Genomic DNA, 1,733 nt, shown 5'->3' with positions numbered 1-1,733 from the left:
AGACGAGCATCGTCACTGTATCCGGCGTTGAGTTTGAGGATTCGATACAAATTGGCGACCGCAATTGACACAAATGTGGTTCTGCTGGCCGCGTCTGCGACCGTTCTTACGGATATGTTTAGATTGGCACTCTGGACATTCCATATTTTTTCCCTTTGACTTGCTCTGTCCCAACCTATCATTCATCCCGCAAATCTGCAACGCCCAATTTTTCTTTCAACGCACTGATTTTAGAAACAAAGTTTCAGATATTCGAGATGCCATAGGAGGTGCATTCCCTAATCTAACAATCGAAAGTAACCTACCTCTTGTCCAACAAAGTGGTATTGAACAGAGAAAGATAGGAACTAGATTTCAAATTAATACACCGATTACTAATTCAGCAAATCTGCTGTGGGGGTTTGATTTTACAAATGAAAAAAATGACACCGAGGAATCTGTTATCGATACAGTAGCGTTTGATGAAGAACGAGAAGTAAATATTGTGGACACTGTAACCCGTGTTCCTAAATTTGAAATAGATAACCTAGGACTTTTTCTGGAAGGAAACTGGGACGTCTCTCAAAAATTAATACTTACCGGAGGTCTACGTTATGAAAATATTGATATTGATGTTGAAGATTGGACGGGAAGTGCGATCGCAAACTTTCTTGATGTTGCAGCAGGAAGACCCTTGCCTGAGTTTCAAGGAGGTCAAGTGAATGAGTCAGATGTAGCCTTTAATTTTGGAATTCTTTATAAACTCTCATCAACAATTAGTCTATATTCTAACTTTTCCCAGAGCTTTACTATCCCTAGCTTGAGACAAGCAGGGACTACAGCATCGGAAGATATCAATATTTTTACTATTGACGAATTCCTAGCACCAGAAAAAGTAGATAATTATGAAATAGGAGTGCGTGGCAACTGGAGTTCAGTACAGTTTACTGCACCAGTTTATTACAATAATACAGATAAAGGACAGAATTTCACCATAAATACAAATGAGTTGTTGTTTATAGACATTGTTAGGACTCCTCAAAGAAACTATGGAGTAGAAGCTACTCTTGATTTGCAACCAGTTAATACCTGGAGTCTTGGAGGGACTTTTACTTGGATGGAGGGTGAAGGGGATCTTTTTGCTGATGATAATCGTAGTTGGGTGCCTTTGAGTAGCGTGGATGTACAACCGATGAAGTTAACATTTTATCTAGAAAATCAAACTTTGCCTAGTTGGAATAATCGCTTACAGCTTTTGTATGTAACTAATCGCGATCGCGCTTTTGATGAAGGCACAGATGCATTTAGAATTACTGGTTATACTACAGTAGATTTTGTTAGCTCCCTCAATACAGGTTTTGGAAAATGGCAGGTAGGTATTGAGAATTTGTTAAACCATCAATATATTCCTGTTACGAATCAAGCTGCTATAGGAGCTGGAGACACTGAACGTTTTGCTGCACCTGGAAGAACTCTGAGTATTCGTTATTTTCTGAATTTTTAGTCTAGATGTATTACCATGAAAAAATAACCAGATTTCATACTAATTTAAAAATGCTTTTAAGTATATTTCGCTTGGCTACAACTTTTTTAATACTCACAACTTTAATCAGTTGTAGTTCTCCAGGGCTTTGTTGCATGAAAGTAGCGATCGCCAAAAACTCCCTTAGTTGGAAGTTAACTAGATTTCTACTTTGTAGCTCTGGGGTTTACCATTTTGAATCATCACGTTGAGTATGGAACATTGTATGAAT

At 38.1% G+C, this 1,733-nt stretch carries 1 protein-coding gene and 1 pseudogene; one reads left to right on the top strand and one right to left on the bottom strand.

Annotation, left to right across the window (positions count from 1 at the left end; genetic code table 11):
• Positions 1 to 24 precede the first annotated feature (24 nt).
• Positions 25 to 114 (bottom strand): annotated as a pseudogene (locus F6K27_RS34520) (IS1 family transposase); the annotation flags it as partial.
• Between F6K27_RS34520 and F6K27_RS33055 the strand changes: the two are divergent.
• Positions 74 to 1,483: a TonB-dependent receptor gene (locus F6K27_RS33055; RefSeq protein WP_287280274.1), complete on the top strand. Its 1,410-nt coding sequence runs from the start codon at positions 74 to 76 to the stop codon at positions 1,481 to 1,483. The pseudogene F6K27_RS34520 and the gene F6K27_RS33055 sit on opposite strands and share 41 nt — an antisense overlap.
• Positions 1,484 to 1,733: the final 250 nt, after the last annotated feature.

This window comes from Okeania sp. SIO2F5 (assembly GCF_010692685.1).
In the GTDB taxonomy this organism is placed as follows: domain Bacteria; phylum Cyanobacteriota; class Cyanobacteriia; order Cyanobacteriales; family Microcoleaceae; genus Okeania; species Okeania hirsuta.
This window is presented reverse-complemented; position numbering and strand designations above follow the sequence as displayed.

Bases quoted from the DNA above. Each gene is read 5' to 3' on its own strand.
- F6K27_RS33055 (WP_287280274.1), top strand. From the start codon at position 74: ATGTGGTTCTGCTGGCCGCGTCTGCGACCGTTCTTACGGATATGTTTA.